Consider the following 25,766-nt stretch of genomic DNA (forward strand, 5'->3'; position numbering starts at 1 on the left):
AGATAAATTTATCAACAGGAGCAAATCATGAAAAACTTAGCCATTCTTTCATTTCTCCTTTCTTTTATCCTCGTTTCCTGCGGGGATGATTCCGGCAGTTCTGCAAGCGATTCCATCGAAGGAATCGGAATTTCTAGCAGTTCTAGCGAAAAAGCTAACAGGGATTCCAAATCGTCTAGCAGCTCCAGCGAAAAAGCAAACAAGGATTCCAAGTCTTCCTGTAGCTCTAGTGAAAAAGCCGAAAAACTTTCTGTCATCAACAAAACAATCTCGGGCATGGCGCAAGGGCCTTTTGAAAAAGGGGCGACAGTTTCTGTTTATGAACTTGACACAAACTTTCAGCAGACGGGAATCAGTTACGAAACAAAAATTAAGAATGATTCAGGAAGTTACTCCATCAAATTGGAAGATTTCAAATCACAATATGCATTGTTTAAAGTGAATGGTCGCTACATCGACAACATTACTGGTGCAAAATCAGCCTACAGTATCACATTGTATGCCTTCACTGATTTAGACAATCACGACAATGTAAACATAAACTTCCTTACCCATTTATCGTACAAACGCATATTGTATTTGATCAATGAAAAAGATATTTCTGTGACAAGCGCGAAAAAACAAGCAGAAACTGAAATTTTAAGAGCATTCGATATTGAAAACGACGGATTCGATGATGCCGAAAACATTGACTTCTTTGGGAAAGACAAACAAAGCGCAGCTTTACTTGCTATATCGGTACTCTTGCAAAGTCACCTCCTTGATGAAAACTTAAATAACCGCTTAACAGACTTTACGTCATATATCGAAACATTTGGAACCTGGAACAACGAAGAGACTAAAACAGAAATTGCCGATTGGGCAAGCTACTTAAGCCAGAACACTGCATTCGAGAAAATCAAGGGTTATATAAAAAAATGGAACCAAACCGTTGATTTATCAATATTAAAAAAATACATGGATAACTTTTGGCAACAAAATTACGATCTTGGAGAATGCACCGACAAGCAAGAAAACAGAATTAAAGAAAATAAAAATAAATTAAGTTCTTTTGGGGAAGAACATTTCATTTGCCGATCCAGCAAATGGGAAATAGCCACGTCGAAAGAAATAGACGACTATCCAAATATAGATACATTAAACAGCAAAATTGCAAAAGATAGTGACATCCGCTGGCTAGATTCTGAAAAGCGAAAATGCGAAGTTTACGATGACACGTACACAACTTGGCGCATAGGGCATTACTCTGAATGCGAATACGGTTTTGGAGGTTGCACACATAAACGTGAAAATACGAAAGTAAAAAAAGGTGATAGGTATTATATTTGCAAAAATAAGATGTGGCTAACGCTCGGATTCAGAGATTCCTACCCCATCGAATACGAATTAGATACTTTAGATTGGAAAGATACGACAGAAGGTGCCATCCGCAAAGGCAACGTAACGGATGTTGTCTATATTTTCGACAACCAAAAATGGCGAGTGGCAACAATCCCTGAAGCATCTCTTGGAGGGTGTAACGAAAAAAATGTAGGAAATTTTGGATACGCAGAAAGCCGCATAAAGCAGGCTTTATCTAAACTTGAATGTATACTCTATCCCGAATCCCCCGAAGATAATGATTGTTTTAGAATCGTTTATAACCCAGGCTATTACATTTGCAAAAAAAATAGACGTGAAAGCCCCCAAAATAGATATGAAACAATTTTTTCCTGGGATTGGGAGCACATAAGATATCGAGAATATACCAGCATTTGCAACAATCCAAGTGATGACGCCGACAGCAAAGAAAACAATGCTTACTGGGGCAACTTCACCCCCGTAAAGGAAAAATGCTTAAATTGCAATCAAGAAAATATTGATCATTTTGAAGATCAATGCAAAAAACGTTGCTACGTGTCAGGAAATATAGCCCATGCGTCCGCATGTGTATTGGGTTTCGGATGTGACAATGACCTTTACGGTACAATAAAAGAAGGCCCCTCCATGGAACTAGCCTCCGATACCATATTCTATGAAGACGAATATTATAGTGAACATTTATATTACTTATCATACCCTATTTCAATAGACAGTACAAAAAAAACAAAATACATCTGCCAAAGTTTCTACTATGGCTTAGGGGATTTACACTATGGATGGAAAGTCGCCACAGATATAGACATCGACGTCGCTCCGGCCATATGTACTTCGAAGGGTGGAAATTATACCATTTCAGGAAAATCGGGAACGAAATACGTTTGCGACAACGGCAAGTTTAGATTAGCCACTCAAGAGGAAATAGACGCGGGATTCGCCTGTACAACCGAATTAATCGATCAGGGAAAATGCGAAGTCAATGAAAATGATTGAGCCAAATACAATTCGTCCACATAAAAAAGATAAAAAGAAGCCCTTACGCAAGAATTGCCACATTCCCAAGCCCTTTATTTTTCTAATTTAGTATACTAAATTGGATATTTAAGGTATACTCTATGGCATCAGCAAAGAAAGAAGAAACGGATCTTTGGGACTTATTAAAAGACCTGGCAAAAAATTGGAAAATCATGGTTCCGTGTATTTTTGTCGCCGGAATCATCGGCGTATTCATCGCATTTTGGATACGCCCCGTCTATAAAGTAGACGCGCTGCTCCAAATTGAATCAAAGAGCAACAAGAGCGTAGGCATGATGGGCGGACTTCCTAGCCTGTTCGCGAGTTCCAGCCCTGCAGAAACGGAAATCGAACTTATCAAGAGCCGTCATATCATTGGCGAAGCTGTTGAAAAGATGCACTTACAATACACAGCAACCCCAGTAAACAGCCTTGATCGCCTATTGCACCGCGAAGGTCGCATGGAAATCAGCCGTTTCGAAGTGCCTTGGACGCTCATTCCCAAAAACGAAAAAATCGTACCTTGGATTGCAGAAGCAACTGACAGCACGACTTTCAACCTGTACGACCACAACAATAAATTGGTACTTTCGGGAAGTGTCGGCAACACATACCATTTCCCATACGCAGGCGATACAGCCGTATTCTGCGTCCATCGAATGGAAGCTACCGCAGGTCAAAAATTCGAACTTCAGGAACTTAATCGCCTGGACGCCATCGCAGCATTCAAGAAGGCTTTTGATATCAAGGAAAAAGGCAAAAAGACTGGCATTTTGGAATTTAGCTACCAGGACATCTATCCGGACCGCGCCACCCAAATCCTGAACGAAATTGCAACATCTTACCTAAGGCAAAACGTTGAACAGCGCAATGCCGAAGCTCAAAAAACGTTGGAATTTTTGGAAAAGCAACTTCCGGCAGTCAAAGAACAGATGGATAGTTCGCTCCTTAAATTCAATACTTACCGCAACAAAGTTGGCTCCGTAGATATCGGCGCCGAAACCCAAATTATTTTGGAAAAGCGCAATGTGTTGCAACAAAAGTTGCTGGACTTGCAGCAAAAAAAACAAAGTGCAATCCGTTTATTCCAACCGGAACACCCGACAATCAAGACTCTTGAAGAACAAGAAAACAACCTAAAGCGTGAACTCGCCAACAACACGGCCGCAACAAAGCGACTTCCGAACACGCAACAGGAAGTTTTGAAACTCACGAACGAAGTGGACATGAGCAAGCACATGTACACGACGATGCTCAACAACATCCAGCAGCTAAAGCTCGTATCAGCTGGCGAAGTCGGATCGGTCCGTATCATCGACTTTGCCGAAGAAGTTTCTCGCCCCATGAAGCCGAAGAAATCCATGATCATCTTCGCAATGCTGTTTCTGGGCTTACTCACGGGCGCGACATTCGTAACGCTTCGTAGCAAGTTCAGCAACGGCGTACGTGATGCAAACTTTATCGAACGCGAAACAGGATTCAGCGTCTATGCCAAGGTGCCGAAAGGCAACCCCAACGGCACCAAGGGAACACGCCCCCTTGCAGTTGTCGAGCCAGACGATGTCGCTGTGGAATCGATTCGTGCGCTCCGAAGCTCTCTCGAATTCAGCATGGAAGAAGGCTCCAGCCCAACCATCGGCGTCAGCGGTCTTATTCCGGGTGTCGGCAAGAGTTTCATCTCAGTAAACCTCGCCGCATTATACGCAGGGCTCGGCAAAAAGGTTCTGCTTATCGATGCCGACCTCCGCAAAGGTCGTCTGCACAAGGAATTCGGCATCAAGCGTGGTAAAGGGCTCTCCCAGATTCTCCTCGGTGAAGCCACTGTGGACGAAGTCATCCATAACACTGAAGTCGACAACCTGTTCATCATGCAATGCGGTACAGTACCCCCGAACCCCTCTGAACTGCTCGGTTCCAAGCACTATGCATCCATGATCAGCGAACTTGAAAAATCCTATGACCTCATCATCGTAGATACGCCGCCAATCATGCTTGTGACAGATGCTGCTCTGGCTTGCCGAGTCGTATCCCAGATTGTCATGGTCATCGAATACAACAAACACAGTATCGACGCCATCAAGGACGGCATGACTCAGCTCCTGAAGGGTAACAGCAATGCCCACGCAAGCTTTGTCATCAACAAGTACGAGCACGGCCACAGCGATGGCTATGGTTATAAATACGGAAAATACTAGCATTACATTTTGCCATGGCATCCGACCTTAAAAAGAAAACAGCCAAAGGGATGTTTTGGAGTGCTGTAGAAAGATTTTCTACACAGGGCATTCAGTTTTTATTTGGCATCGTACTTGCACGTCTATTGACCCCTGCGGACTACGGCGTCATTGCGATGCTAACCATCTTTTTGGCCATTTGCCAGACATTTATCGATAGTGGCTTTGCAAACGCAATCATCCGCAAAATAGACCGCACCGAAAAGGACATGGCGACGATGTTTTTCTTCAACATCGGCATGTCCCTTGTATGCTACGCCATACTATTCTTTACAGCTCCATTTATAGCAAGCTTCTATAACATGCCGGAACTTACCCTCGTATTAAGAGTTCTAGCATTAAGACTCATCGTGCAATCGTTTTCAACGGTGCAAGTTACCAATCTAACCATTAAAATCGACTTTAAAAAGCAAGCCAAAATATCATTAGCCTCAGCAATCATCTCTGGAATTGTAGGGATTGGATTTGCATACAATGGATATGGAGTTTGGTCACTTGTCATTCAAGCTCTATTTTGCTCCACATTCAACGCATTTCTTTATTGGCTTACGGTTCGCTGGCATCCACAGTGTTTTTTCGACAAAGAATCCTTCAAGAACCTTTTCTCTTACGGTTCAAAGCTACTGATTTCAGGACTTCTGGACACCGTCTACAACAACCTTTATCCACTTGTCATCGGAAAATTCTATACGCCTGCACAATTAGGAGCATTTGCAAAAGCAGATCATTTTTCCCAGTTTCCATCGCAAAACATCATGCGCATTTTACATCGAGTATCTTTCCCCGTATTAAGCGCCCTGCAGAATGATCCCCAGCGCATGAGAAACAGCTTTCTAAAATTCATTAATTACTCTGCACTGATTATTTTCCCGCTCATGCTAGGACTTCTTGCATTGTCAAAGCCAATGACATTGCTTCTTCTGACGGAGCGTTGGAAGGAGATGATTCCCCTTTTGCAAATTCTATGCATCGCCATGATGTGGTATCCGGTTCACGCAATAAACCTGAACATACTACAGGTTCTCGGACGATCCGACTTGTTCCTCAAACTGGAAGTCATCAAAAAAGTCATCGGTTTAGCAATACTCCTTATAACGCTTCCTATTGGCATTACAGCCATGTGCATTGGGCAAATCGTAGATTCCATTCTTGGATTATTCATAAACACCTACTACTCCAAGAAATTCATAAACGCAGGAATTGGGGAACAGTTGAAGTTCCTTTTCCCGACATTGTTCAACTCCACTGCAATGGCAGCAATCATCCTTGTCATAAACAATTTTATGCCTCAAGATGAATATGGTCTTCAAATAGGGGTCGGGCTTACCGTCGGGATACTATACTACCTTACGACAAATTACCTTTTCAACAAGGATGTATTCAAGGAAATCCTGAGTCTGTTAAAGAAATCGTAGGAATTATTCAACAACGACTTCTAGCCAAGAATCCTGTTTTTCCAGGGCATCAAGCAATTCATCGTTTGTTTTAAACGCAAGAATTAACATTCCAACAGCATTGTTCGCGCCTTCAAATCCGCTAACAACATCGCCCGGCTTTACCCACAAATCTCGTTCAACGACTTTTGCAGGCAAAGATTCTTTAATTTGAAGATCCTTAAAAACGCCATTCTTTTTCGAATGTAAAACAACTTCAGCCCAACAGCCATCGTAAGGTTTTTCCTGAATATCGCTAATAGGATCCCCAACCGCAGCTCGCGTACACGCAGTGATCAAGTCGACACCAGTAGCATATCGGAGCATTTCAGCCAATCTGTTGCCACCGCCACGAGGAGACACTTCCATGATGTATGGCTTTCCATTTGTGCCTACGCGCGTTTCGATATTGTAGATGCTCGTCCGCATGCCAAGAAGAGTTATCAAGCGCTGAATTTCCGACTTTAAATACTCTTCCTCTTCGCTCGTAAATGTCGACGGCCAGCTAAAAGCGGCAGGAACATAAGGATTCACGGCATTGACATCAAAACGCTGCGCAGAAAAAGATGTAACCAACATTTTTCCGTTATACGAAAAACAATCTGAATCCGAAGAACAGCCCTGTTTTTCAATAAACTCTTCTACAATAATGTTGCCTTTAAAAGCATGATCGAAAGCATACTGAAGCGCGGGCTTCAGTTGGTCTTCAGAATCCACCCTAGAAACACCTTTTGACCCAGCCGAGTCTGTCGGTTTTACAATTACCGGATACTGATACCAATCTAAATCGCTCAAAGCCTCCTCCATCGAGGAAAAGCCCCTTGCTCTCGGAACATTAAAGCCATTAGCCGTAAGAAAAGCGCGGAATTTGTCTTTATTCTGTAGGATCTCTACAGACTCATAAGGACCAAATGCTGGCAAGCCCATTTTATCCTGGACATAGGCTGCCGAAACGACCCCAGGATCAACGCCAAAAGACATAATGCCGTCAATATTCTTTTCTTGAGCGACCTTAAGAACGGCTTCTTTATCCAAAACACTGACATTCACGTATTCGTCAGAATACTTATGCGCAATATTACCTTCCTTATAGTCAGCCGTAATAACGTAATATCCCTGTTCATGAGCAGCCTTTATGACAGGGAGCAAATAACGGATTCCGCCAAGCAGCATCAGTTTCTTTTTATTCATGAAACAATAGTCCCTTAAAATTTACACCCCTAATATAAAAAACTTCTCTACGGTTTCTTTTTACAATCGCTTTTTTACAGCTTTTGTGCTTTTGCTTTTTTCGGGCCAACCGTTAAAAAACTATATTGCATTAGGTAAAATTTCAGAATTATATCTAATTCACAATATGCCTAAAGATTTAATAACTGTCACATCACCGCTTCTGCCATCTCTTGACGACTTTATTCCGATGTTAAAAGACATCTGGAACCGCAAATGGCTTACAAACAACGGGCACTACCATCAGGAACTAGAAGAAGCTCTAGCAGACTATCTCGGAGTCAAATACATAAGCCTTTTTACAAATGGCACGCTACCTTTGATTACCGCACTACAAGCGATGCGCATCACAGGCGAGGTGATTACGACACCTTACAGCTTTGTCGCCACGACGCACTCTATCTGGTGGAACGGCCTTAAGCCCGTATTTGTAGATGTCGATGAAGCTACGGGCAATATCGATCCAGAAAAAATCGAAGCGGCAATCACGCCGCATACAACAGCCATCATGCCGGTACACGTCTACGGCACGCCTTGCAACATAAAGCGCATCCAGGAAATCGCAGACATTTATGGCTTAAAGATAATCTATGACGCAGCCCACGCCTTTGGTGTACGCATCAATGGAGAATCGGTCCTGAAAGCAGGAGACATCAGCACGCTCAGTTTCCACGCCACCAAGGTCTACAACACCATAGAAGGCGGCGCCCTAATATGCCATGACGAAGCCACCAAGAACCGCATAGACTATCTTAAGAACTTCGGCTTCGCCGACGAGACGACAGTTGTCGCCCCCGGCATAAACAGCAAGATGGACGAAGTCCGTGCTGCATACGGATTACTGAACCTGAAACAAGTCGATGCCGCAATTGAAAAACGCAAGGCAATAGCCAACAAGTATAGAGAAGCCCTGAAAGAAATCGATGGCATCCGATTCCTCTCGGATATCGAAGGTGTCCGCCACAACTATGCCTACTTCCCCATTTTCATCAACGAAAAAGAATACGGTCTTAGTCGTGACGCATTGTACGAGAAACTCAAGGAAAACGACATCTACGGACGTCGCTATTTCTACCCGCTCATCAGCACGTTCTCGGCATACAAGGGACTGGACTCCGCCAATCCTTCAAACCTTCCCATAGCCCACAAACTCGCGTCCCAGGTGCTTTGCCTTCCGATGTTTGCAACTCTTGACGAAAATGGAATCGACAGAGTTATCGAAGTCATTAGAAATCATAAATAATACACTCTTCGAAATAGACAATCGTTAAAACGGCTTTTGGATTAAAATGAAAAAACGAATTATTTTCTTTGATGCTAATTTATCAACGCTGCCGGCAATAAAATATGCAAAGTCATGCGGATTTCATGTCGTAACATGTGATAATAAAGCCGAAAATCCAGGGCACAAAGAAGCCGACGAATCCATACTAATCAGCACCTACGACTTGGACGCCATAGATGCATACATCGAAAAGAACCCCGTAGATGGCGTAGTCTATTTTGCATCGGCACACGGCTCTTATGCAGGAAGCCACGTCATTGAGAAATTCCACCTGCCTGGAATTACAGAGTCTATCAAAGACACGTTATCCTATAAAGACAACTTTAGGCAATACCTTAAAAACAACGGTTTTTCGTCTTATCCCAAGTTCATTTTACTTAAGGGCAACACCATTCCTGCAAACATAGACTCCTTAACGTTTCCAGTTATCGTAAAGCCAACAGACTCTGGCGGAAACAAAGGCATTACGAAAGTTTCAGACATAGCAAAGTTGCAAGAAGCAGTAAATCTCGCCTTTGAGGAATCTAGAAGCGGAAATGTTGTCATCGAAGAATACATTGACGGAACACTCCAAATAAATGGGGACTGCATCGTAGAAAATGGGGTGGTCAAGCTAGCATTTTTAGGGAGATACCTTTATCCATCTTGCAACAAGATCCTGCCATGCGCAACAATCTTCGGCAATGGAGTGCTTTCAGACGACACATTAGCACAGGTCAAGCGCGAAATACAGAAACTCGTGTCCTCCACCGGAATTAAATCCGCTGCTTTAAATCTCGAATTTAGAGTATCTTCTTCAGGAAAGATTTATTTTATCGAAGTCAACACAAGACATAGTGGCAATTTCATATACCAGATGATGAATATGGCGTATGGAATCAGCCTAGAGGAAATCTCTGTAAAACTGGCGTTAGGCGAAGCGCTTGGTATAACCAACGAATCCCCCAATGGCTATTTTGCGTACACCCTGTTCTATTCAGAAAAAGACGGCATACTAGACAGCATAGAGATTTCTGAAGAACTCAACAAATACATTTTCAAGAAAATAATTTTCAAAAAAGCAGGCGACACCATAAACAAGCTGACCGTGCTTTCTGATCGAATCGGCGTATGTCTCCTAAAATTCCCTTCATTCGAAAAAATGACCGAAATAACAGAAAACTTCGGAAACTACTATCACATCAACTTAAAATAAAAAAATGTTTAATACAATAAAAAACATAGCCAATGAAGTCGGCACTCCTTTCTACATAGCACATCCGAGCCGATTCAAGGACAACATAAAAAATTTCCGCCAAGCCTTTCTATCGCAATACGATCGATTCATTCTGTCCTATTCATTTAAAACGAATTACACGCCATTCTTACTGGAAATCGTCAAAGAACTAGGTGCTTACGCAGAGGTTGTTTCAGAAATAGAATACGATTTGGCACTATTGATGGGTTTTCAGGGCGAGCATATCGTCTTGAACGGGCCCATAAAAGACGAGCCTCTATTAAGGAAAGCTATCATCAACGGTAGCATTATTCATCTTGACTGCATGTATGAAGTAGACTCTGTTCTCAAAATAAAGGAAGAGTCACCCAATCAACCTATTCGTGTTGGTTTACGTATAAACATGGAAATCAATACTGAAAACGGAGCTTCGGCAGTTCAAGGAGGATTAAAAGAAAGTCGTTTTGGCTTTACCGCGAAAGCTTTAAAAGACGCTATTTCAAAACTAAAAAGCGCAGACATAGAAATCATCTCGCTCCACGGTCATACATCATCAACAAATCGCGTTGTAGACAACTACAAAATCATAGCGTCTCGGTTGATGGAAGTCATATCCATTCACCAACTCAATCACATTAAATATATCGACCTGGGTGGAGGCTTCTTTGGTGCAGCCCCCAAAGAAGTTGACATTTCAAAAAAGCCCACCTATCAAGATTATGCCCAAGGCATTTGCAATGTCCTTTTGAGCAATAGCGACTTTCAGAAACTAAGACCCTACATTGTCATAGAGCCTGGGGCATCTGTTGTTACAAATGTTTTCGACATCGCCACGCAAATATACCAGCGCAAACAAATAAACAACAAAGATTTCATTATTGTAGACGCAAGCATCTATCAAGTAAGACCTCCTGCAGGAAAAGTAAATTATCCTTTTGAAGAGTGCAGCCCCAACGAGGCTCAAAATGAAATTACCGTCGACATTGTCGGTTCCACATGTATGGAAGTGGACAGAATTTCCGAACAGGTAAAGCTCTCTCATTACCAAAAAGGAGACTTCCTAATTTACAAGGGCAGTGGCGCCTACCAAAACAATTTGACACCATTCTTTATCAATCCGCGCTGTGCCATTGTAGAATTGACACCAGACGGATACAAAATCATCCGCAAACGACAAGATGCAAAGCATTTATTAGATCTTCTGCAATAAGCATCAAAATATATTATACAAAAAGAATCATCATGAACACCCAACCTCTCGTCAGCATCCTTTGCGCAACATATAATCAAAAAAATTTCATTGCGCAAACCATTGAAGGCTTTCTTATGCAGAAAGTCAATTTTCCTATAGAAATCATCATTCACGACGATGCATCTACTGACGGGACTACGGAAATTATCGCACAATACGCCCAAAAGTACCCCAACCTGATTAAGGCAATTCTACAGAAAGAAAATCAATACTCTAAGATTAAGGATATTTGGAGTAAATTCATTTATCCTTCTGCCAAAGGAAAATACTTTGCTGAATGCGAAGGCGATGACTACTGGACGGATCCAAACAAACTGCAAAGGCAAGTAGACTTTCTCGAATCACATCCAGACTACATATTGTCCACTGAAAATGCCAATGTTCTTTTTACCGAAACGAACATTATAAAGCCTTTTTCAACAGAACCCGAACACGATGTAAGCCTTGACGATTTGCTCATCCGCCGAAGATTTCCAACAGCTTCAGTAGTGTACCGCAATACATACATTAAAGAACTAAGTCAGCAAGAAACTTCATCTTTTGACACCATGATGTGGGCTTTCCTTGCCCAAAAAGGAAAAGTTCATTTCAATCCCATAATTTCATCAGTTTACCGTCGTGGCAGTGGAGTCACTGAATCGAACAAAATAAAATGGGCGTACACAAATGAGCGGTATAATAAAGAAATTACAGAATTTTTCAAGCCAAACAAATCTGTAATCAAAGAGCGCAATAAAGCACTCTATCAAGATTTCAGGAACGGGATCAAGGCAGCCAAAAAGCAAGGTAAGAGAAACGATTACCTAAAATTAAGCGCCAAAGCATTCTGCCTCAGTCCATTGAGTTACATTGCAGATATTTTTAAGCGCAGATGGAAAAAATACATAACTGGTGAAGAAAAGCGCATCCAAAGAGCAAATTTTTGGGTTAAGTTTCAACCAACAAAAAAACTAGCACCCTCTCATAGAGAAACCCCTATCGTCGTTTCCCTCACAAGCTATCCCGCCCGATTCAGCACACTTCATCTTTGCTTAAAGTCGATTTTCAACCAGACACTACAAGCAGACAAAATCGTCTTGTATTTAGACAAGACTGTTTCATTGCAAGATGTTCCTAAAAAAATATTAGACATGCGAGATAAAGGTCTCGAAATTCGCACTATCTGCGAAAACATCAAGCCGCATAACAAGTATTTCTATGCAATGCAGGAATTTTCCAATGCCATCATAATCACGGTGGATGATGACGCTTTGTATTCAAAAGACTGTATCGAATCTCTTTACAGAAACTTTAAAAAATATCCCAACTGTATTTCCGCAAGACGAGTTCATAAAACAACACATTTGCTTGATGGAACAATAGCCCCTTACAAGCTGTGGGATTTAGAATATAAAAAAATAGCAACCCCCTCTTCCGATCTTATGGCTACCGGAGTAGGAGGTGTATTATATCCCCCGCATATTTTCAATACCAATAGCGATTATTTCAAGATTGAAAATATTCAAAATCACTGCCTTAACGCGGATGACGTCTGGTTAATGTTTATTGAGAACAGAGAAGGAATAAAAGTCTGCTGGGCACCAAACAAACACCCTTCACCATATCCAATCATTAGCGATAAAATCAACGACTTTGCGTTAAGCAATGACAATGTTGAAAACAACAGAAATGATTATTTTATCGAAAAATGCCAAAGTTTTTTCAAGATAAATATTTGAATATGGGATGTGCACGAATGAAAACAAAAATTGTTTATGTTCTTGTAAGCTCAGAAGACGACATCTACCTAGAGCAAGCATATGTATCAATGCTTTCAGCAAAGCATCATATGCCAGATGTCCATATTACGCTCTTAACAGATTCAAAAACAAGCGAATCCTTAACAGGAACGAGAAAAAAAGAATCCGCTATCGCGGATGAAATAATCATTATCGAATTAGATCCATCTATTTCCGCGCAAAAAAGAAGTCGTCTATTAAAGACTAATGTTCGGAACTATGTACAAGGCGATTTTTTATTCATTGATTGCGACACAATCATTGTAAAACCATTAGATGAAATTGATGAAATTGATGTAGATATGGCTGCATGTTGGGATACACATGTACCATTTAAAGACAATCCATACAGGTCCATGTGCCTAAAACATGGAACAAAGCTAGAATGGCCTATAGAAAACGAAACCGAATACTTCAACAGCGGAGTAATATTCGTTCGAGACATTCCAGCAACCCACAATTTTTTTACAAGATGGAATAAAAATTATCAAGATGGGACTCTAAAAAGGGTATCCATGGATCAACCAAGTCTAGCCAAGACAAATTACGAATTGGGACATCAAATTAAAACTTTGCCCGACTGCTGGAACTGTGAATTCAAACATGGATTACGCCATTTTAAAGATGCAAAAATAATTCACTATTTATGCACCAGCGAAAACAATGGCAAAATGCCCCCTTTTTTGTTAAATGAAAAAAAAATTCTCCTGCAAGTCAAACAACATGGGGAAATAACGCCACAAATAGAAAAACTTTTTGACGATCCAAGTAAAGGAATTGCGCCATTAACTTGTTTAATATCAGGAAGCGATGTTTTATTTTTTGAGGACCCTTTAATTGTTATTCTTCGGTCCTGGTATGACAAGGGTAAAAAAGCATATAAAATAATATCTTTTCTAGTCAGGAAATGTTCATTAATAAAGTCTAAAATTCGAAACAAAATAAAAAAACTTTTTTAATTATGAAAGAATTCGATTACCTCATTGTCGGTTCAGGCCTTTTCGGCGCCACATTTGCATACCGCGCCACCCGTGCCGGAAAAAAATGTCTCGTCATAGATAAGCGCGCACAACTTGGTGGAAATGTCTATTGCGAAAACATTGAAGGTATCAATGTCCACAAGTACGGAGCCCATATTTTCCATACTAGCAACAAGCAAGTATGGGACTTCGTAAATTCCATCGTGGAATTCAACCGCTACACGAACAGCCCTGTTGCAAACTACAAAGGCAAGCTTTATAATCTGCCATTCAACATGAACACGTTCTACCAGATGTGGGGCGTCACAACGCCGGCAGAGGCAAAGGCAAAAATCGAAGAGCAAAAAGCCGAAGCCATTGCCGCATTGAATGGTCGCGAGCCAGCAAACCTCGAAGAACAGGCGCTCACGCTCGTCGGCAAGGACATCTTCGAAAAGCTCATCAAGGAATACACCGAAAAGCAGTGGGGCCGTAATTGCAAGGACTTGCCGGCGTTCATCATCAAGCGCCTCCCAGTGCGTCTCATATTCGACAACAACTACTTTAACGACAAGTACCAGGGCATTCCTATCGGCGGTTACAACAAGCTCATTGACGGATTGCTCACCGGAATCAAGACGCGCACCGGCGTCGATTTCTTTGCTGAATATAAAGACAACAGGCGTGAAATAGCAGACAAGCTTGTCTACACAGGCGCCATTGATGAATTTTTCGGCTATAAGCTCGGCAAGCTCGACTGGCGCACCGTCAGTTTCAAGACGCGCACAGAAAACACGCCAAACTTCCAAGGAAACGCCGTCGTCAACTACACTTCGCATGACCAGCCGTATACACGTATCATCGAGCACAAGCATTTTGAAATGTTCGGCGCCGATGTCTATAGCGTTCCGAAAACGGTTGTCTCAGAAGAATACTCCACCGAATACAAAGACGGCATGGAACCTTACTACCCCGTCAATGATGAGCGCAACAACAAGCTCGCCGAAGAATACCGCAAACTAGCCGATCAAGAAAAAGATGTCATCTTTGGAGGCCGTCTTGCGCAATACAAGTATTACGACATGGCCCCGATTATCGAGCAAGTCCTGAACATTGAAAAATTCTAAATTTCAGCCATGCTCGAAGATTCCAAAATAAAGATTCTCGTCTGTTGCCACAAACCAAGCGAATTGCCGCAAGACGGTATATTCTTACCGATTCATGTCGGAGCAGCCATTTCAGAGGCAAACCTTGGAATCCAACGCGACGATCAATTGAACGGAGAGCCTTGTGACAATATCAGCAACAAGAACCGCAGTTTTTGTGAGCTGACCGCAATTTATTGGGCGTGGAAAAATATCAAGTCTATTTATCCGAACTTAGAATATATCGGACTAAACCATTATCGTCGTTTTTTCGCGTTTAATGAGACTCGCCTCACAAGCAGTGGCATACCAAAAGATGTAAAAGGCATTTCCGAGTACAAGCTCAATACATCTAGAATCGAGTCCTGGCTTTCTGCCAACAAGGTCATCACAACCCCCAGGGCGTACCTCAAGACCTCAGTCGCAAGCGGCTACGAACATGCCCACTACAGCTCCGATTTACGCGTCATTCATGATATCGTTCGAAACGACTACCCAGAATTTTTAAACGCGTTCAACGATGTATTTCTCGGCAGCAACTACTTTTACGACTGCAACATGTTCATCATGCCGTGGAACGAATTCGACGATTACTGCAAATGGCTTTTTGGAATTTTATTCAAAGCAGAAAAAATCATCGACATCGAGAAATACGATAGCTACCAGAAGAGGATTTACGGATTCCTCGCCGAAAGACTTTGGACTGTATGGGTCAAGTACAAGCAGTATTCTTTAAAGAACCTGAATTACTATGTTTATACTGAAAATCCAAAAAAGATTGACGAGGGATTAATAGCTCGGCTAAAGTATAAAAAAATGCGCATTAAGGATAATTTCGCATTTTTCCTGTCAAAAGTCCGTGGAAATAAACAAGAACGCTACTGGACCGTTCCTTAAGATTTTTATTTTTGAATTATGAGCGAGAAAAAATACAAACGAGCTATTACCTACGGTACATACGACCTATTCCATATAGGCCACTTGCGTCTCCTCAAAAGAATCGCCAATTTGGCAGACGAACTATACGTAGCAGTTTCTTCGGACGAATTCAACACCCTGAAGGGTAAAAAATGCATCGTTCCGTTTGAAAATCGCAAAGAAATCGTAGAATCCCTCCGCATGGTTACAAAGGTCATCCGAGAAGACAACTGGGAACAAAAAATAAGCGATGTCCAAAAATACCACTGCGACCTATTCGTCATGGGAAGCGACTGGACAGGAAAATTCGATTTTCTAAAAGATTACTGCGAAGTTCTCTATCTTCCAAGAACCGAAGGTGTCAGCACCACGGAAATCAAGGAAGAAATCAAATCCCCTAAAGACTAATCATGGTAGAAATAGTTCTTTGCACAGATGAAAACTATGTCATGCCGACATCAGTCCTCACGACATCTATTGGTCTTACTAATCCAAATCTCGAGATTCATTACAATATCGTTTCTACGAAACTGGACCAAAAATTTAAGGACCAGCTATCTAGGCATCTCGGGAACGCCAATTCAAGCATCAGCTTTTACAGCCTTGACGAATCCTGTTTGAAAGATTGCCCGATTCGTCCCGGAGAACATGTTTCTTTGGCAACTTACATCCGCCTATTTTTACCCTCAATTCTCCCACAAGACCTAGACAAAGTCCTTTACATCGATGGTGATGTCATTTGCACAGGCTCTATCCAGGAACTTTGGGAAACTCCGCTTGCAAGCCACGCCGCAGCCGCCGTCCCAGACATGCGCTGCAACGACATCCGTATTCTGAACCGTCTGTCGCTCCCCAAGGACAGCGACTACTTCAATGCCGGAATCATGCTCATCAATCTAAAATGGTGGCGCGACAATGACATTCAAAACAAAGCGCTCCATTACATTGCCAACAATCAAGACATTTGCCAGTATCACGATCAAGACGCCTTAAATGTCATACTTCATGGGCTAATTGCAGAACTCCCGATTTGCTACAATCTACAAGAACATTTTTTCGAACCGCTAAAAGACCAGTTCATTAGCAGAAGCCATTTCGAGGAATTGCAGACAGCGCTATCCAACCCGAGCCTAATACACTATACAGGTTTTAGAAAGCCTTGGCACCGTGAATGTGTCAATCCATTAAAGTCTGTTTGGCTATTTTTCTACGATAAAACAGAATGGCGAAACACCAAACTTGGTTTTCGCCACAAAGGATTTAGACTTTTTAAATACAGACTTCGTGAAAAGATTGCCAACTACGGACTGATGACATCGAAAAACATATACAAGGACATGGATTTTTCCGACATTCAACAGGCCGTAATGAACAAGGTCAAATCAAAAGTTAAATAGTTTATTTATACTCAAGATTGACCATAATCGGCAAATGGTCTGAATGATAGCGCCACTTTTTACCATCATAGTAACGTTCATTCAAGATTCCATATTTCATCACATTAAATGTCGGGCTTACAAATACGTGGTCAATTTGCCATTTGCCATAAGTATTCGGGTCAAAGTTGTTGAAAGAATTATTTGGAGCATAGACGATTTTTGAAGCCTTTCTGGAATCCATGAGAATTGAAGACCTCTGCATCGTATTGTAGGGTTCCTTATCCGTTTCAACATTAGTATCTCCAGAAAAGATTGCCAAGCCTGTCCCCGCAATGTCCTTAATCTTTCTCACCGTCAGCTTTGCAGATTCCTTTCGAGCATCCCAACTTTTATGGTCCCAATGTCCGTTGAAAATGAACAAAGGCTTTTTATTCTTCCCTTGTTTCGGCATCAATTTAGCCCACGAGCAATAACGAATTTGGCTTGCACCCCAACCAATGGAACCACGTTCGCCAGATTCAGAATACCAGAACATTCCCGAATCAACTTTTTTAAAAAGGGACTTCTTGAAAAAGATCGGATGGAAATAAATGGAATCGGCTTGGACATAATCATAATCCGGTAGCAAGGCAGCCAAATCTGCCACCTGGTTCTTATCCGGTTCCTGCATAGAAATGATATCGAAATCATAGAACTGGATTACCTCGGCAATTCTCGGAGCGCGCTTGCCCCAGCCATCCCCATTAGCAGAATCCTTCGCATTGGCGTAGCGGATATTCCAAGTCGCATAAGTAACTTTTTCAGCAAAAGCCTGACCACAAAGGAGTCCTGCTATTACAAAGAAAATAGTCGATAGTTTCATTTTACACCTTCCTTTTTTGATAGATAAAAAATAATAGTTTTTCAAAGACCCGTTTTGAGCAATTTGAAACTTTTTTATATTTTCAGCACGCTATGATTGATTTTCTTGTCTATGCCATTTTCGCATCCTGTTTTTTTGTACTGCTCTACAAAGATGCTGAAGCCCGTTTTTGCGCATTGTTCATAGGCACGCTTCTTTTTCCATCGTGCATTTGGATTATCGATTCCCCAAAGCTTTCACCCCAGCATATTCTTCTATACTCGTTCTTTCTTGTCGAAATTTTAAAGAACTATAATTTTTTCATTGAATCCCTAAAAAAATTTCCTTTTAAAATTCCGCTCTCATTAGTAATCATTTCATTTATTTGCACAGTCTATTCAAACAATAAATTTGACATCAAGGAATATTACGTTCTCGCCCGCTACATCATAGAACTGTATGGCTACCTGTTGGCCGCGTTCATTATCGGTCGTAGAATAGACGTCATAAAGACTCTACAGCAGTTATTTCCGATCATATTCATATTAGGGGTGCTTGGCGTTTTCGAAGGGCTGTTCAACGCCAACTATCCATTCAAGTACATCTGTTCCGCGTTCCCCTATTACGACGGCTTTTACAACCTTGCAACAAATATCAACGCAAGTGATGCATGGCGCACAAGAACGTTACTTACCACAACTTATCCAACGGCTTACGGCACGCTCCTTTGCGGAATAATCCTAGTATTCTTCCCAATGCTAAATAAAATCGACATCAACAAGTCATGGAAACTTGCATTCGTCGGCATTTATCTTGCCAACCTGTTACTTAGCGGAAGCCGAACGGGAATGCTTTGTTCTGCAGTCGCACTTGCATTTTGGTTTACCCGCAAATGGCATATTCTTATAAAGTTGTTCATGATATTCGCCCTCGTCATCGCGGCATACTTCGGCATACAAAAAGTCATTGATAATTTTTCCCAAGAAACCCGAGGTAGTTCATTACAGCTCCGTGAACAGCAACTTCTATTTTCAATCGTTCAAATTGCAGAAAGCCCTCTATTCGGAAACGGAGTCGGATACCTGACCAAACATATTTTTGAAACAGACGCCTATGGAGACCGAATTCGAAACGAAGATATTTTAGGAATGGAATCCATCCTCTTTCCAAAACTGATCAATTACGGTTTTGTAGGACTATTCCTATACTTCACACTTTCCATCTGGATTTTCGTCTACTTCTTCAGGCGTCGAAACGAAAACATGGTTGCCATATCAGGAGCACTTGAAATATTCGCCATGACGCTATTCTTTATACTGTCTGGGAATATGGGCAATGCATCTGCATACACCTACCTTATCATAGGTCTACTCGCAGGGAACATTCAGATTTCAGAAGAATCGGAGCAAAAGGAAGAAATAACCAAGAATCCCCAAATGAAATCTTTGGCTCAAGACGTACGGAGCAAATGACTTTCCCCAGTACGACATTTTCCATTGACGGATTTCAGACTTTGGAATCTGACAGTGGACTTTCCATAAAGCCTTTGCACGCTTAAAACCGCGATGGTTCATAGCAATCAAGGCAAACATTCTCGCATAAACAGGGCAATGCCTACGCATCAGGGCAAAATCAAAATCTATATGATTTGCGGCCGCCCATTCCTTGATTTTATTCCACCCGGCAATACGGTTTTCCAAGGAATACGTCCCCTTGCTAATAGAATGTTGCTCCGGGTTCACCCTATAGTAATAATAAGCTAGGTTAATAACAGCCACTTTTTTTGCTTTATAAAGTGTTTCAAGGCAAAACAGGACATCCTCATTGTATTTGAGCGATGTATTGAATTCAATTTTTTCAACGAGCTTTCTAGAAAAAAAGCAACGCCATACATAACCGTAAAAGTCAATGCCTGCGCCAAGTCTCTTTTTGAGAATATAATCCTTATCTTCCAACGAAAGGAGCCGATCTTCACCAACAGACAACGGAACAATTCTACTCCTTCCGTTTTCAACGCTAAAGAACGGAACATACCCCAATTCAGCATCAAACAAAACATAAGCATGAAACGCTTTTACAAAAGCAGTAGCATCAATCCAGTCATCCGCATCGATAAAAGTAACAACTTCTTTTTGAGCATTCTGCAGCCCTAAATTGCGGGCTCTACTCACGCCACCGTTTTCGACATGCAATACACGGACATGCGAATCCATTTTTGAAAACTGGTCACAAATAGCAGCGCTCGAATCTTTCGACCCGTCATCAACAATAACAAGTTCCCATTCAATTGAATCCTTAAGACTCAAAACCGATTCAATGCATTGAGCCAAATGCTTTTCAGCATTATAAACTGGAAGAATGAATGATATCGATTCACTCATACTCTATCAAGAATCCATTGACAAGCTTGTTCAGAGGCATGTCCAGTTTCACAGACATGTCCATAGAAATCCAGAATCTGTTTGCAATTTTCAGGGGCATCCGATTCGTTAAAATCAATGATCGTCTGGAACAAGTCTTTTACATTCTTTGCATACTTGAAAGGACTTTTTTCGACATCAAAATTCAAACCGCGACTAGATTTATAATCATCTAGATCGGGCACATACAACACCACAGGTCTATTCAACAAAACATAATCGCCAACCAAGGATGAATAATCCGAAATTACCACATCGGAAATCAGCAACAAATCCTGCATTTCAGGATACTTGGATGCATCTACAATTCGGGAATCCGTTTTCCATTCAGGCAACATTTTCACCTTGTGGTGTTGACGAATCAGTATTCCCCACTTTTTTCCATCTCTCTTTTCAAGTTCATCAGCCAAATACGAAAAGTCTAACATATCGGCGGCAACGCCATTTCCTCGAAAAGTAGGAGCATATGTAAGAATTTTGTCAAAACCCTCCAAATTCAAAGCCTTGCGAACAGAGTCTGCCTTATGGGTATAATCTTGGAAGAACACATCATTTCGAGGAGAGCCACAGCGCAATATTTCAGCATTAGGATTCAAAGAGCGCCGAATAATTTCATCACCATAATCGGAGCCTGACAAAATAACATCTGCACACTTATACGCCTCCGAAAGAAGCGAACTTCCATCTGATGTTTTATCGACATTTTTAAAGGCACGATCTCCATGCCACGTATCCATGTAGATTTGTCCTTTTCGCTTGCACGGGATCACAATACCCGCATTCAGCACCCAAAATTTAGATGTAAACAATTCTCTATATTCTGCGAAAGATTTTTTCTTTACAATTCGCACATAATCAGGAATTTCCGCAACATCATTCACATCGTTCAAACTCCAGACAATTTCCATGTCCGGATCCATTTCATGCATTTTCTCGGAAATCGCTCTCGGATTACACGCGTAACGCAAGCCATTATATGCTCTAAAAAAAATTTTTTTCCGGTTCATTCGGTAAAATACCGAAACGAAAAAGCATAGCATGCGAAGAATAAAATTCTTAATCCATCGAGACATGTTTATAGTTCCTTATAACACTTTTCAAGCTTATCATAAACGACTTTAGGGGAAAAAGCGTCCTGAGCCCTTTCCCAGCCTGCACGTCCCATGCTCACGCGGAGCGCCTTGTCGTTTACCAATTTTTCCAATGCACGCGTCAAAGCCTGAATATCACCCGGTTCACAAAGAATGCCACATTCTCCGTCCTTGACCACTTCTGCAGTTCCACCGACAAATGTCGAAATTGCAGGCAAGCCAAAACCCAAAGCTTCGACCAGACTCATGCTAAAACGCTCTGCATACGACGGAAGCACCAGCAAATCGTATTTAGGGAGCATCTTCACATACTCCGAATGAACGACCCAGGAAGACACGCTGATATCTCTGCATTTCGGGGATTCCTTGACTGCGGCACGAACCTGTTCCACCTCTCCATCACCAAACAAAGACAGCTTTACAGGAACCGAGAAATTCGCTTTCGAAAAAGCGTCAATCAAATCGTAAACGCCCTTACGCTTTCCAAAACGACCCGAAAAAATAATCTGGACAGGTAATTCATGCGCTTCAAGATCAACCGGAGCATCAGCAATATCAGCACCAGGATTTGGAATCGTCGTAAACTTTTCAATAGACGGATCCACACTCTGCACGATACCCTTCATTTCCGATGAAAGGATCAGAACTCTTTCGGCTTGACGAAAATAATCTTTCAGCATCCATTTGAGCAAAGGAGATGCCTCGTCGCAAAACTTGTCGAATTGGCTGCCATGAATATGGGCTGTATATTTTTTTCCCCGAAAACGCAAGCAACGGCTTATAAGATACTTTCTGTAAAAGCTGCCGTAACTAGACGTATGGATTTGGTAAAACGCAAATTTTTTCGACGGGAAAAACAGGAGCTTCAAGCAGACTTTCAGCAAGACCGGAAGGGAACGGACAAATGAGCCGTTATATGATTCTATAAAATTCCCTTCAGGCAAATTGAAAAGTTTTTTATAGCAGACAAGAACTGAACTAATTCCACCCTGCACAGCAAAGCCAGGGCCAATATGACAAACCTTTTCAAACATGCATGAAATCTAGAAAAATAAAAGACTACAGCACACTTATCTTCGTCACGATTTCTACAGAATCCCTGCATTCAATTTTTGCATATAGGTATCGCGCCGGTTCCTTATCGCCAAAGTGTTCCGAATACCAGCCGTCTTCACGAATGGAATACGAAAGTTTCTCGTCAAGAGCAATCACAACACGGCGAGCGCCCGACACATCGACCGTTGCCAAGGCGCCATCGAGCTGCACCTTAGCGGTCGGATGCAGATGGAACGGAATTTCGACCGTGAACGGAGAGAATCCATGCAATGTATCTGTAATCGTGAACTCGTCCTTTTCTCGATTGTATTCGACTTTACGGACATGTTCTACGCCATCCTTGCGGTAGCCATCGTGCGTTGCTTCAACAAAGTTTTCGCCGACATTCAGCGTTTTGCAATGGTAGTGTGCAAGCCACAATGTGGGTCCCGCCTGCAGCGCCTGATTTTTGCCGTTCACGCAAACCGTATTGTGAGCCAAAGTACTCACAAAATAACGGCGCAAATCCTTATGCGTGTGGTACGTGAACGTTCCCGGATCAACTATCACAGGCATTCCATCGACATGCAGAATAAAGCTAAGCGCATCGGCATGAGCATGAGCTGCAATGCTTAAAAAGCCGAGCGGAGCCGCATCGAAATGCAAATACGTCTCACGCACGCCAGTAAAACCATCGAAACGTTTTTCGGCGTTACAAGGCTCCACAGCCTTACGGAAAATAAAATGCCCACTTTCCGGATAAAAATGATTACCATCAAGAGTTTCGCGCTCATCGGCAACATTCAGCGATTCAAATGTTTTACGACCTGCATCACCAAACAGCAACTCATTTTTCTCGTCCCAAACAACATTTGCACGCTTTAGCGATCCATCTTCAAAATACGTTGCAAACGAAACAAGCAATGACTTGAAGTTGTTGAAATGTACACCTGCATCAGGGCGGAGCACAAAGCCGTCATCGCCATCGCCGTACATCGGGTAATTAAAGTTGCCATCCAAGAATGCATTCATGTAACGCGCCATCGCATGCAAGCGTTCATTGTACGCATCCGAGAATTCATTACCGGCATGGAGCCCAGCCACAGCAGCGATCAAGAAAAAGTCGTCGATGAACTGGATATATTCCGCCGCCTCTTCGCGGTTTACACCTTCAGCAGAGTTTTGCAAAAGAATTTCGCGTTCGAGTCCCACCTTTGCATACTTTAAACGAGCTTCGCGATGTGGGATGTTCCATTTGCAAGCCGCCACAAACAAGCCTGCATATTCCGAAATCAAATGGTTGTTTGCCGAAGAACAAAGCGACGGGTGGTTGTACGAATATTCCGCATGTTCAAAAATGAGCGGCAACCAGATAGAATCGACAATTTTCGCAAAATCCGCATTCGATGCACGAAGATTTTCAACATCAAAAACTTGCCAGCAATAATACCAGCAAATCAATCGCAAGTTGACTTCAATATTGCTGTACCAGTTGACCCCGACCATGTACGGGTTTTCATTTTTCCAGCTCGTCAAATGATAGCAGAACAGATCCAAATACTTTGCATCACCGCTCTTTTTATAAAGCATCGCGATGTGCAACATAAACTGCATGCGGTTCACTTCCCACACATGCTTGGCGCTACCATACTTATCGCTACGGATATCAATTTTATGCGCAAAGGATTTCGGAAATTCCCGTCCTGCCGACAAGTCCAAATGCCAATGGATAGGCTTGAACACGTCAATAGTCTTATCAAAAATCGGATAATTCAAATGAGACGCATCATCGTCAATGACAGCAGATTTCGGCAATGCCACCGAAGCTATAGACACGTCCATCAGGCGTTTATCCAAAACATGCGTACGCACGCGCTGACGAATGCGGTAGATAAATTCACCCGCAGAGAAAGTCTTTAATCTCTTGATGTACCAGGACAGTTTCACAAGAAAACAGTTCCCTTTTTACAGTCCAAGCAACTTCTTGTACGCGCTAATCAGCTTCGGCTTTTCGTAATCCCAGCTGAGTTCGTTTTGCACACGCTTGCGACCAAAGGCGCCCATTTCCGCCGCCTTTTCAGGGTTGTCCAAGAGCCACAGGATCTTATCGGCAAAGTCGTCCGTATCAGTATTCTTTGCATAAAGCGAAGCTTCCTGTGCCGAGAACTTGCCTTCCTTAAGCGTAAACTGCACAATAGGCTTTCCAAACGCCATGTATTCCATGATCTTGTTCATGGTAGACTTGTCATTCATTTCAGAAGGCAAATCCGGATTGACGCACACATCAGCCGTATTCATCACGTCAGCCAAAAATTCATCACTCACGCGACCCGGGAACTCCACATAATCGGTCAAGTTCATCGACTTGTTCAATTCGCGAAGTTCATCCAAGGAAGGTCCTCCGCCCATGATGCAGAAGCGGATATCCTTACGACCTTTCTTGTTCACGATGTAATCGACAGACTTGAGCAAAAGATCGATACCTTCCTGCTTGCCCATCACGCCGATATAGCCCACCAAGTACTTAAAGCCTTTTTTGACTTCCGGCTTAGCAGGACCAATCTTCAACTTCGAGAGGTTCGGACCGCTGCGAACAATCGTCACATCCTCTTCGCGCTTTTTGCCGCGACGCATCGCAATTTCCTTGTACGATTCATTCGTGACTATGGCATGCTTTGCAAAGAAGTACGTGAGGCGTTCCACAAGAATCATCGCGCGGTAGCCAAGCCCTTTCTTGCCAAACTTTGCAATCCAGAGTTCCGGGTTGATGTCGTGGTGGTCAAAGAGGAACTTGCAACGCGTAAACGTAAAGAACAAGAATGCCGCAATGAAAATCAAGTCCGGCGGATTGCAAGCATGGATCACATCCTGCACGCCCTGCTTTCTAAACACCTTGAACAAGAGACGAGTCTCATGATAAAGGGCACAGAAATATTCCTTGAAATAATCAAGCGTCCTGTTCGCTTCCGGCAAAGGATGGCGATAAATCTTGATGCCCTCGAGTTCCTCGTATTCTAGGGGATACTTTTTTGTCTGGGGACAAATGACCGTCACCTCAGCGCCCGCTTCATGCAAAGAAGTCGCTTCTTGCCATACGCGACGGTCAAAAGGCACCGGAAGATTTTCAACAACAATGCAAACTTTCTTGCCAGAAAGTTCCTTCAAAGACTGATCCAT

General features: G+C 42.3%; 20 protein-coding genes. 13 read left to right on the plus strand and 7 right to left on the minus strand.

Annotated features, from left to right (window positions below):
• The first annotated feature begins 27 nt into the window (after nt 1-27).
• From B9Y77_RS08550 to B9Y77_RS08560, 3 genes are all read left to right on the plus strand, one after another.
• Nucleotides 28-2,352, plus strand: coding sequence for a hypothetical protein (locus B9Y77_RS08550; RefSeq protein ID WP_085491226.1), 2,325 nt, complete (start codon nt 28-30; stop codon nt 2,350-2,352).
• 122 nt (nt 2,353-2,474) lie between these two features.
• The gene (locus B9Y77_RS08555) at nt 2,475-4,568 is read left to right on the plus strand and encodes a polysaccharide biosynthesis tyrosine autokinase (protein ID WP_085491227.1); all 2,094 of its coding nucleotides are present in this window, start codon (nt 2,475-2,477) and stop codon (nt 4,566-4,568) included.
• A gap of 14 nt (nt 4,569-4,582) precedes the next feature.
• Complete coding sequence (locus B9Y77_RS08560) at nt 4,583-6,022, plus strand: lipopolysaccharide biosynthesis protein (protein ID WP_073423681.1); 1,440 nt, start codon at nt 4,583-4,585, stop codon at nt 6,020-6,022.
• 3 nt (nt 6,023-6,025) lie between these two features.
• Here B9Y77_RS08560 and B9Y77_RS08565 read toward each other — a convergent pair whose 3' ends face one another.
• Nucleotides 6,026-7,231 carry an ATP-grasp domain-containing protein gene (locus tag B9Y77_RS08565; RefSeq protein WP_085491228.1) on the minus strand — a complete coding sequence of 402 codons (1,206 nt, stop codon included), beginning with the start codon at nt 7,229-7,231 and terminating at the stop codon, nt 6,026-6,028.
• A 166-nt stretch (nt 7,232-7,397) separates the two neighbouring features.
• On the opposite strand from B9Y77_RS08565, the gene B9Y77_RS08570 reads away from it, so the two are divergent.
• The 9 genes from B9Y77_RS08570 to B9Y77_RS08610 are packed head-to-tail and all read left to right on the plus strand — an operon-like array spanning nt 7,398 to nt 17,220.
• Nucleotides 7,398-8,513, plus strand: a complete 1,116-nt coding sequence (locus tag B9Y77_RS08570; protein WP_073423683.1) for a DegT/DnrJ/EryC1/StrS family aminotransferase — start codon at nt 7,398-7,400, stop codon at nt 8,511-8,513.
• A 46-nt stretch (nt 8,514-8,559) separates the two neighbouring features.
• A complete protein-coding gene (locus B9Y77_RS08575; protein WP_085491229.1) occupies nt 8,560-9,750 on the plus strand; it encodes an ATP-binding protein in 1,191 nt (396 codons plus the stop codon).
• Between the two features lie 4 nt (nt 9,751-9,754).
• Nucleotides 9,755-10,981, plus strand: coding sequence for a type III PLP-dependent enzyme domain-containing protein (locus B9Y77_RS08580; protein ID WP_139829284.1), 1,227 nt, complete (start codon nt 9,755-9,757; stop codon nt 10,979-10,981).
• Between the two features lie 32 nt (nt 10,982-11,013).
• Nucleotides 11,014-12,741 (plus strand): glycosyltransferase family 2 protein, encoded by a 1,728-nt coding sequence (locus B9Y77_RS08585; RefSeq protein ID WP_139829285.1) that lies wholly within the window; start codon nt 11,014-11,016, stop codon nt 12,739-12,741.
• A 17-nt stretch (nt 12,742-12,758) separates the two neighbouring features.
• Nucleotides 12,759-13,760, plus strand: coding sequence for a glycosyltransferase (locus B9Y77_RS08590; protein ID WP_085491231.1), 1,002 nt, complete (start codon nt 12,759-12,761; stop codon nt 13,758-13,760).
• A 2-nt stretch (nt 13,761-13,762) separates the two neighbouring features.
• Complete coding sequence (gene glf / locus B9Y77_RS08595) at nt 13,763-14,887, plus strand: UDP-galactopyranose mutase (RefSeq protein WP_085491232.1); 1,125 nt, start codon at nt 13,763-13,765, stop codon at nt 14,885-14,887.
• Nucleotides 14,888-14,896: 9 nt separating this feature from the next.
• Nucleotides 14,897-15,802 carry a DUF4422 domain-containing protein gene (locus B9Y77_RS08600; protein WP_085491233.1) on the plus strand — a complete coding sequence of 302 codons (906 nt, stop codon included), beginning with the start codon at nt 14,897-14,899 and terminating at the stop codon, nt 15,800-15,802.
• An 18-nt stretch (nt 15,803-15,820) separates the two neighbouring features.
• Complete coding sequence (locus B9Y77_RS08605) at nt 15,821-16,231, plus strand: FAD synthase family protein (protein WP_073423689.1); 411 nt, start codon at nt 15,821-15,823, stop codon at nt 16,229-16,231.
• A gap of 2 nt (nt 16,232-16,233) precedes the next feature.
• Entirely contained in the window at nt 16,234-17,220 is a 987-nt protein-coding gene (locus B9Y77_RS08610; protein WP_085491234.1) for a glycosyltransferase family 8 protein, read from the plus strand.
• Nucleotide 17,221: 1 nt separating this feature from the next.
• On the opposite strand, the gene B9Y77_RS08615 is transcribed toward B9Y77_RS08610, so the two are convergent.
• The gene (locus tag B9Y77_RS08615) at nt 17,222-18,064 is read right to left on the minus strand and encodes an endonuclease/exonuclease/phosphatase family protein (protein WP_085491235.1); all 843 of its coding nucleotides are present in this window, start codon (nt 18,062-18,064) and stop codon (nt 17,222-17,224) included.
• A 92-nt stretch (nt 18,065-18,156) separates the two neighbouring features.
• On the opposite strand from B9Y77_RS08615, the gene B9Y77_RS08620 reads away from it, so the two are divergent.
• On the plus strand, nt 18,157-19,515 hold the full coding sequence (locus B9Y77_RS08620; RefSeq protein WP_073423692.1) for an O-antigen ligase family protein: 1,359 nt from the start codon (nt 18,157-18,159) through the stop codon (nt 19,513-19,515).
• On the opposite strand, the gene B9Y77_RS08625 is transcribed toward B9Y77_RS08620, so the two are convergent.
• Genes B9Y77_RS08625 through B9Y77_RS08645 form a run of 5 tightly spaced genes read right to left on the minus strand, consistent with a single transcriptional unit; the run spans nt 19,435 to nt 25,766 of the window.
• Nucleotides 19,435-20,424, minus strand: a complete 990-nt coding sequence (locus tag B9Y77_RS08625; protein WP_085491236.1) for a glycosyltransferase family 2 protein — start codon at nt 20,422-20,424, stop codon at nt 19,435-19,437. The genes B9Y77_RS08620 and B9Y77_RS08625 overlap by 81 nt on opposite strands.
• Entirely contained in the window at nt 20,421-21,536 is a 1,116-nt protein-coding gene (locus B9Y77_RS08630; protein ID WP_085491237.1) for a CDP-glycerol glycerophosphotransferase family protein, read from the minus strand. The genes B9Y77_RS08625 and B9Y77_RS08630 overlap by 4 nt, the downstream gene beginning before the upstream one ends.
• 2 nt (nt 21,537-21,538) lie before the next feature.
• A complete protein-coding gene (locus B9Y77_RS08635) occupies nt 21,539-22,588 on the minus strand; it encodes a glycosyltransferase family 4 protein (protein WP_085491238.1) in 1,050 nt (349 codons plus the stop codon).
• Between the two features lie 25 nt (nt 22,589-22,613).
• On the minus strand, nt 22,614-24,536 hold the full coding sequence (locus tag B9Y77_RS08640; RefSeq protein ID WP_085491239.1) for an alginate lyase family protein: 1,923 nt from the start codon (nt 24,534-24,536) through the stop codon (nt 22,614-22,616).
• An 18-nt stretch (nt 24,537-24,554) separates the two neighbouring features.
• Nucleotides 24,555-25,766: a glycosyltransferase family 4 protein gene (locus B9Y77_RS08645; RefSeq protein ID WP_085491240.1), complete on the minus strand. Its 1,212-nt coding sequence runs from the start codon at nt 25,764-25,766 to the stop codon at nt 24,555-24,557.

The organism is Fibrobacter sp. UWB13, from assembly GCF_900177805.1.
Taxonomy (GTDB): Bacteria; Fibrobacterota; Fibrobacteria; order Fibrobacterales; family Fibrobacteraceae; genus Fibrobacter.